Source organism: Lapillicoccus sp., from assembly GCF_025353065.1.
Lineage (GTDB): Bacteria > Actinomycetota > Actinomycetes > Actinomycetales > Dermatophilaceae > Lapillicoccus.
The window spans coordinates 1-6,898 of record NZ_JANXRJ010000267.1 but is presented as its reverse complement, the minus strand read 5'-3'; the positions used below and the strand labels follow the sequence as shown (position 1 = coordinate 6,898).

Annotated in this window: 8 protein-coding genes; 1 reads left to right on the top strand and 7 read right to left on the bottom strand. The window is 67.9% G+C overall.

The annotated features are described in order from the left end of the window. Positions 1-472, top strand: a 472-nt coding sequence (locus Q0R63_RS19500; protein ID WP_295701099.1) for a hypothetical protein, incomplete at its 5' end; no start/stop codon positions are given. Positions 473-1,878: 1,406 nt separating this feature from the next. On the opposite strand, the gene Q0R63_RS19495 is transcribed toward Q0R63_RS19500, so the two are convergent. The 7 genes from Q0R63_RS19495 to Q0R63_RS19465 form a co-directional block, all read right to left on the bottom strand. Continuing rightward, the gene (locus tag Q0R63_RS19495) at positions 1,879-2,247 is read right to left on the bottom strand and encodes a helix-turn-helix domain-containing protein (RefSeq protein WP_295701095.1); all 369 of its coding nucleotides are present in this window, start codon (positions 2,245-2,247) and stop codon (positions 1,879-1,881) included. A 56-nt stretch (positions 2,248-2,303) separates the two neighbouring features. Further along, positions 2,304-3,668, bottom strand: coding sequence for a GGDEF domain-containing protein (locus tag Q0R63_RS19490; protein WP_295701092.1), 1,365 nt, complete (start codon positions 3,666-3,668; stop codon positions 2,304-2,306). Positions 3,669-3,984: 316 nt separating this feature from the next. Beyond that, the gene (locus tag Q0R63_RS19485) at positions 3,985-4,152 is read right to left on the bottom strand and encodes a hypothetical protein (protein WP_295701090.1); all 168 of its coding nucleotides are present in this window, start codon (positions 4,150-4,152) and stop codon (positions 3,985-3,987) included. Further along, on the bottom strand, positions 4,149-4,385 hold the full coding sequence (locus Q0R63_RS19480) for a helix-turn-helix transcriptional regulator (protein WP_295701087.1): 237 nt from the start codon (positions 4,383-4,385) through the stop codon (positions 4,149-4,151). The genes Q0R63_RS19485 and Q0R63_RS19480 overlap by 4 nt, the downstream gene beginning before the upstream one ends. Before the next feature lie 604 nt (positions 4,386-4,989). Then, the gene (locus Q0R63_RS19475; protein WP_295701101.1) at positions 4,990-5,697 is read right to left on the bottom strand and encodes an N-acetylmannosamine-6-phosphate 2-epimerase; all 708 of its coding nucleotides are present in this window, start codon (positions 5,695-5,697) and stop codon (positions 4,990-4,992) included. After that, the gene (locus Q0R63_RS19470) at positions 5,694-6,605 is read right to left on the bottom strand and encodes an ROK family protein (protein WP_295701084.1); all 912 of its coding nucleotides are present in this window, start codon (positions 6,603-6,605) and stop codon (positions 5,694-5,696) included. The genes Q0R63_RS19475 and Q0R63_RS19470 overlap by 4 nt, the downstream gene beginning before the upstream one ends. Continuing rightward, positions 6,602-6,898 (bottom strand): UTRA domain-containing protein (locus Q0R63_RS19465; protein WP_295701080.1); only part of this gene is annotated, 297 nt, incomplete at its 5' end. The genes Q0R63_RS19465 and Q0R63_RS19470, both read right to left, overlap by 4 nt.

Below are 6,898 nucleotides of genomic sequence, written 5' to 3'. Positions count from 1 at the left end.
GCTGGCGAAGCTGCAGGGCGCCATCAACGCCTCCCGCTACGCCTCCCCGGACGCCGTGGTCATGCACCCCCGCCGGTGGGCGTGGTTCGCCAGCTTCACCGACTCCACCGGCCGTCCGCTGGTCGTGCCGTCCTCGGGCGGGAGCGCCTTCAACGCCATGGCGACCCCGGACGTCAACGCCGCCGCCGGGTTCGTCGGCTCCGTCCTCGGGATGCAGGTCTTCACCGACCCGAACATTCCGACCAACCTCGGGACGGGCACCAACCAGGACGTCGTGCTGATGTTCAAGCGGGACGACGTGTGGCTGTGGGAGTCGACCCTGCGCGCGGAGGCCTTCACCCAGACGATGGCCGACAGCTTGGGGGTTTTGTTCCGCGTCTACAACTACGCGGCCATGATCCCCGAGCGCTACGCCGCATCTCTCGGACAGCTCTCCGGGACCGGCCTCGTCACCCCGACCTTCGCGGGCTGACCCGTCCACACCTGACCCGTGGGCGTCAACGTCACCCCGCCTGCTGCCCCTGAGCATGCGCGGCGGGGAACGAAGGCGGATGAGGGAACTTCTGCCCCGAAGACCTCGCCTGCGCCCACGGGTCGACCCCACCACGAACATGGCCCGACCCGTTTCTAGCCGCCTCCAAGTCCGCCCCATGATCAACGACGCAAGCAGGGCAGAGCTGGAATGGCCGTGCTATGCCTGCTCGAACGGTTGTGGCAGGTCGCAGTTCTGGGGTTCCAACGACAAGCCCGACGTCGCCCGGAAGTCCCCCACTACGCACTCAATAACAGCGCCGCCGACGTCCTGACGCAGCTCGAGGCTTCCATCAGAGATCATTGGGTCCGGGGGTCAGGGTGCTTCCGCAGGCATGACGACCAAAGTTATCGTGGTCGGGCTCGCTCTCTTTGGTGGGATCCAACGGCGAGCTAGGACCCGATGCCGAACTCCTATGGCCCGGCATCGGTCTCGGGTCCGGCCCGCCAAAGGTGCCCCGATGTGGGGTCGGCTGCGCACGGTCCGGCCCCGGGCTACTTTTTACCCTGCTTGCGATACGGCGGGGGTCCCCCGAGCCTCGGCCGGCGAGCTAGGACCGGGGCCGTTCCCCCAAATACGGCCCCGGGTTTCCCCGCTCGTCGCAGGCGAGAAGCTTCGTGCCTACTCGGCCCCTCCACCCGGTCCCGGGCTGCTGGGTGGTCGCGAGAGCTGCGGGGGTCCGGAGCCGGGAAAAGCAGGTGGAGCTCGAGCGGTGGGGGTGTTGTCGTGCGCGACCCCGTTCAGACGTTTTGCCCGTTCGTATACATGTGCGGGTCTTGACGTTACCTTTACTCATATAGGACACGAGGGGCGAAATGCCGATCCGGGCCGGCCGTGGGGGACGGGCTGGTGCTCACCTCGAACGGTCCGATCAGGTGTCGGGGGCGCGGAACGCCGTGGGGGGCGGGCCGCACCCCGACGGGTCCCTGGTGTGTAGGCGCGCGTTGCGGAGTACCGTCGTAAGGCTTGCGATGACGTGGCGGAACCCCCCGAACCCGCCGCGGCGAGTGGGGGCCCGGGACTGCGTCACCCCCACAGGCCAGTCTCGGGTTCTCTCTTCATCTGCCTCTCGCCATACCTCTCTAGTGCGTTCCCAGCGCCGCGAAGTAACGTCGCGGCACTCGTCGTGATGAGGCTGGACACCCCGCGGCGAGTGGAGGCCCCGGGGCTGTGTCACCCCCTGGTCAGTCCCGGGGCCCTCCACCTTGGACGTCGGGTCGTCGTCGTGGACGAGCGGGAACCGTTTGATGGGGTGCACGTTGACCTCGGTCCAGACGCCGCCCTCGTCGTGCTCTGGCACCCAGCCGGCCGCGGGGTCCAGTCGGCCAGGCTGTAGCGGCGAGGCATCAGTTTTGGGCCAGCTCGTCGAGCTCGTCGCGGCGGTTGTCCTCGCTTCGCCAGGACCCTGAGGCCGTGGGGTGCTCTGCGACGTAGGTTCGGGTGCGATTTCGTGACTCCTCGATCCAGGCCTCGAGCTGGGTTCGTTCGACCCGCCACTGCCCGCGGCCGCCAACCTTTACGCCGGGCAGGGAGCCGCGGCGCAGGAGCTTCAACGTCTGCGACGCGGTGATGTTTAGCTCGGCGGCGACCTGCTGGATGGTCAGGAACCGGCTGGTGCTGTTGGGGTTGACCGGGCCGCTTCTGGTGTCGCGTGGCGATGTCATAACAAAACGGTAGGGCACAACGCAGCTGCCCCGGTCCGCGGCGAACAGCACGGACGAATGGTGTTCCCGGAAGGGACCGCGGGTTGGAAACACGCGAGCCGGCAGGCTCAGCCGCCGCCTCCCCAGGTCGGCGAGGGTGCATCGCCGTTGCTGGGGGCCGGCCGTGAGCGGGGTTGGTGTGCGGGGGTTGGTTGTCCGGTCCAGGTCATCACGGTCCCTTTCCCGGCGCGTTTGGCGGCATACATGGCCCGGTCGGCGCGTTGCAGCATTGCCTCAGCGGTGGGTGTGGCCTGGTCCGGTGTGAGCTCGGCGATCCCGATGCTGGTGGTCAGCGGCACGACGTCGTGTCCTACGGAGACCGGCTGGGCGAACGCGGCGAAGATCCTGACCGCAACTTCGTGGGGGTCCCCGCCGTCCTCGAGCAGGATCGCGAACTCGTCACCACCGATGCGCGCGGTGGTGTCGCCGGTCCGGGTGACGGCGTTGAGGCGTTCCGCGGCGCTCTTGAGGACGATGTCGCCGGCATCGTGTCCGAGGGTGTCGTTGACGTCCTTGAACCCGTCGAGGTCGCAGTACAGCACGCTCAGTGGCCGTAGGTCGCGCTGGTGCAGCTCCAAGCTGTGACGGAGCCGATCGCCGAACATCAGCCGGTTCGCCAGACCGGTTAGGGGGTCATGGAACGCCTGGTAGCGCAGCTCGTGCTGGGCTGCCAGGACCTGCCGGACCAGCGCGCGGTTGTCCAGCACTGCAAGCAGCTGGCGGCCCAGCAGCGCAGCGATCACGAAGGCGGCTGCGGCCAGTGTCACGTGGTCGCCGTGGCCGGTGAACTCGACGGTCAGGGCGACGGCTAGCCCGATTCCCGCGGGCAGGTAGGGCAGCAGCGCGCGAGCCGTGGACTCCAACCGCAACCGGCTACCGATCGGGTCCTCCCTCGTGGGTGCGGCGCCCTGGTATGCCGCAACAGCGATGAGGAGGAAGCCGCCGAACCAGCCGGCATCGACCGGGGAGCCGGTCTCATACGTCCCCTCGGCGGTGAGGTAGGCGAACCCGGTGTCGGCGACACACAGGCACGCCAACCCGACCGCCACCATCGCAAGAGCGGATTGGGCCTGGCGGGCGTGCGTCACGATGACGACGGTCAAGGTCAGCAGCACGAGGTCGGACAGCGGGTAACCCAGCGAAACCACATATCCGAAGGTGGTGGCCCCGCCGGCGTGCACGGTGCTGCCGAGCGCGGTGACCCAACTCAGAATGAGCAGCGCCCCTGCAACCAGGGCACCGTCGAGCAGGGTCCGCCACCGCGTGGTGCCCTGCAGTACCGCCGAGGGCCAGATCAGTAGCCCGATCGCCGCCAACACGGGGAATAGCAGGTACCCGGCGTCGGCGAAGGACGGGAATGGCGTCTGTCGGCCAGCGATCAGCTCGTAGTAGGACCAGGCCGCCTCGCCCAGCGCCCAGGATGCGGTCCCCACCGCCAGCCACCACCAGGAGCGGGCCGCGCGACCTGATGATCGCCGGGCACGCCATCTGCAGCACACAGCGGCGGCCGCCGCCGCCGCCAGCTGCCCAACGTCATCGACCGCCCGACCGAGCTGGGGCCCCCCGGGCTGAAATCGCGCCAGCATGACGAACACCACCACGGCCAGCAGCAGCATTGCCGTGCCCATTGGTCGCCTGCTGATTCGCCTCATAACACATTAAACACCTAAAAAACGCATAACAGACAGTAGTGACATTCCTCCTGCTGCGGGCGAGCCGGTGGCGCGGTGCGCCCCCACGGCGTGTAGCTCACTGACGAGCCAAGCGCCTTGTAGGTCGAGGCGGTTCTGCACTGAGGACACCCATCCCGGTCCATTCGGCGACGCCGGTCGCGGTGGCGCCCTTCTCGTCGAGGAGGCGCTGGATGACGTCGACGATGCCCTCCTCGAGCGGGGTGACCTTGCTGACCGTGGTCATGACGCTGCCCACCGCTCCACGGCATAGTCGACGAGGGCGAGGGTCACGTGCGCGTAGGTGGCCCCCGTCACCGAGGTGCGTCCGTTCTCCCAGCGGGAGATGGAGGAGTGCGAGACGCCGGAGCGACGGCTCAGCTCTCGCATCGACACCCCGACTCCCGCTCGCGCTGCGGCGAAGGTCCTACCGAGGCCCGGGGTGGCGCTGATCCTGATTGGTGTTGCTGTGGTGGTCATTCTGGTTGTTCCTCTCGTCTCGGCTAGTCCGCAGTTAGTCCGCAAGACGTCCGCAAACAGTCACCGACTGTCACCGGTCCAATCTTGCAAACCTGCAGGCCAGGGCGTTCTACCGGTGATAGTCACCGGTAGTCACCCCTGCGGGCCTAGTTCGAGATGTACTACGACATCTGATGTCGGCCACTCGCTGACCTGCGAGGACCATCCGAAACGCCGCCTGACCTGCAGTGATGTCTGTCATCGCTTGCCGCTGTTGGGCGGCGTTTCGCGTTGAGGTGTGCCATAGATGTGCCATGGGATACTGCATCAGGCAAAACCCACCGCGTCGTGTTAGTACGTTCGCGGAGCGGTAGACGCCGGGTCATCGCGGATGATGGTGAGCAGCCTCAAACACCAAAGAGGACATGGCGGCCCGTCCGGCAGCACGAGATGGTGCAGGCAGGGATGGACACGTCGGATGAAGGACAGCCGCCCCGAAGAGCGACGTCGGAAGAGCCGTGAGTCAGACCCCGCCAACACCATCATCCTGGTGCTGCAAGCAAGGACCGCCACATCCCTTAAGGGGAGCCAGACCCCGGCCTTACCACTCTATAGTGAAGAGCCGTTAAACGTCCGGCATGCCAGCGTCACGAGCTGCCTGGGTGGGAAGCGCGGTAGCAAACCGTCTGGTGATGCTCGTGGGGTGGGTGATTGCGGTGCCGACGACGACGGCGAAGGCACCGAGGTCCAGGCATTGTGCGGCGTCTTGGGGTGTGCGGATCCGGCCTTCAGCGACCACAGGGGTGTCGGTGAGCATCAGGAGCTCGGTGAGAAAGTCGAAGTCGGGTCCTGCGGTGCGCGGCCGATCCCCGGTGTGGCCCGAGAGAGTGGTCCCGATGAGCTCGACGCCTGCGGCCAGGCTCGCCACCGCATCGGCGATAGAACCGCAATCGGCCATCGCCAGGGCGCCGTGGGCGTGGATGGCGTCGACGCAGTCCTGCAGGCTGCTGCGGTCGGGTCGGTCCCTGACGGTGCCGTCCAACGCGACGATCTCGGCGCCGGTCTGCGCGACGTCGATGCAGTCGGCCACGGTGGGGGTGATGAAGACGCCGTCGGTGCCGACCTTGACCAGCCCGATCAGGGGGACATCAAGGGCTGCCCGGATCGACCTGAGGTCATCCAACCCCTGGGCGCGGATTGCGCAGGCTCCGCCGAGGACGGCCGCCTGGGCAACGGCGGTCATGATGCGGGGGTCGCGCATCGGTTCGCCGGGGTAGGCCTGGCAGGAGACGATCAGACCGCCGTGCAGGCGTTGGAGGATGTTCGCGTTCACGCTATGTCCTTTCGCGTTTGTGCGTAAAAGGCCGCGCCGCGCAGGACCAGCCACGCATCGGTCTCGGAAATGATCAGAGGCGTGCCGGACAGGGCGGGGATCAGGGTCCGGGTGAAGCTCGCCCGTAGCGGCTGCTCCCACCGTGGGCCTGCCTGGGACAGGCCACCGGCGATGACGACGACGTCGGGGTCGAAGGCGTTGACCAGGCCGCCGGCCGCCGTCCCGACGGCAGCTGCGCCCATGTCGATGGCGTGGGCTGCGGTGACGTCGGCGTCGGCGGTGGTGAACAGCTCGCGGGCATCGAGCAGGCGGGGATCACCGCCGTGGCGGTAGTACCAGCGCAGCATGCCGGGCCCGCTTCCGATGGCTTCGAGATGGCCGACCTTGCCGCAGTCGCAGAGCAGGCCCTCAGCTTGCGGAACGGCGAGGTGGCCGAAGTGGCCACCGGCCCAGTGGCTACCGGTGAGGGTCTTTCGGTCGCGGACGTAGGAGCCGCCGACGCCTGTCCCGACAGCGAGGACGAGGAGGCTTGTCGCGGATCGGGCGGCGCCGTAGACGGCCTCCCCGAGCGCGAAGGCGTGTCCGTCGCCGAGGGCGAACACCGGGCAGCCGATAGCCTGGCTGAGGTGGTGCGAAAGGGGGGTTCCGGCCCAGCCGCTGATGCTGGTGGTGGAGCCGAGAACGGTGCCGGTCGAGGAGTCGATGACGCCCGCGGAGGAGACCCCCGCGGCGGTGACTCCGCGATCGTCCAGTTGGCGCACCAGTGCAGCCACAGCATCGAGGACGGCCTCGGGCCCCTGCGTGGCCGGCGTCGTTGTGGTCAGGACGGGCCCGTCGAGGTCTCCTTGCTCGGTGACTCTGCCGGCGGCGATCTTGGTGCCGCCGATGTCGACGGCGAAGAGGGTCACAGGTCCCTGCGCACGACGATGTCGAAGCTGTATCGGTCGCCGCGGTAGATCGTCTCGGCGTGCTCGAAGGCCGTGCCGCGGTCGGTGAAGTTGACCCGCTGGACGCGCAGCGCGGCCGCGCCCACCGCTTGGTCCAGGTACCGTGCCTGTTCTGCGTTCAGGTTGACCGCGTCGATGGTCTGGGTGGCGCGGGTGATGGTGACCCCGTCGGCGCGCAACCGCTCGTACAGGGAGTCAGCGGGGTCGAGATGCCCGAGGTGGACCAACCCGGCCACCAGGTACACGTGTTCCAG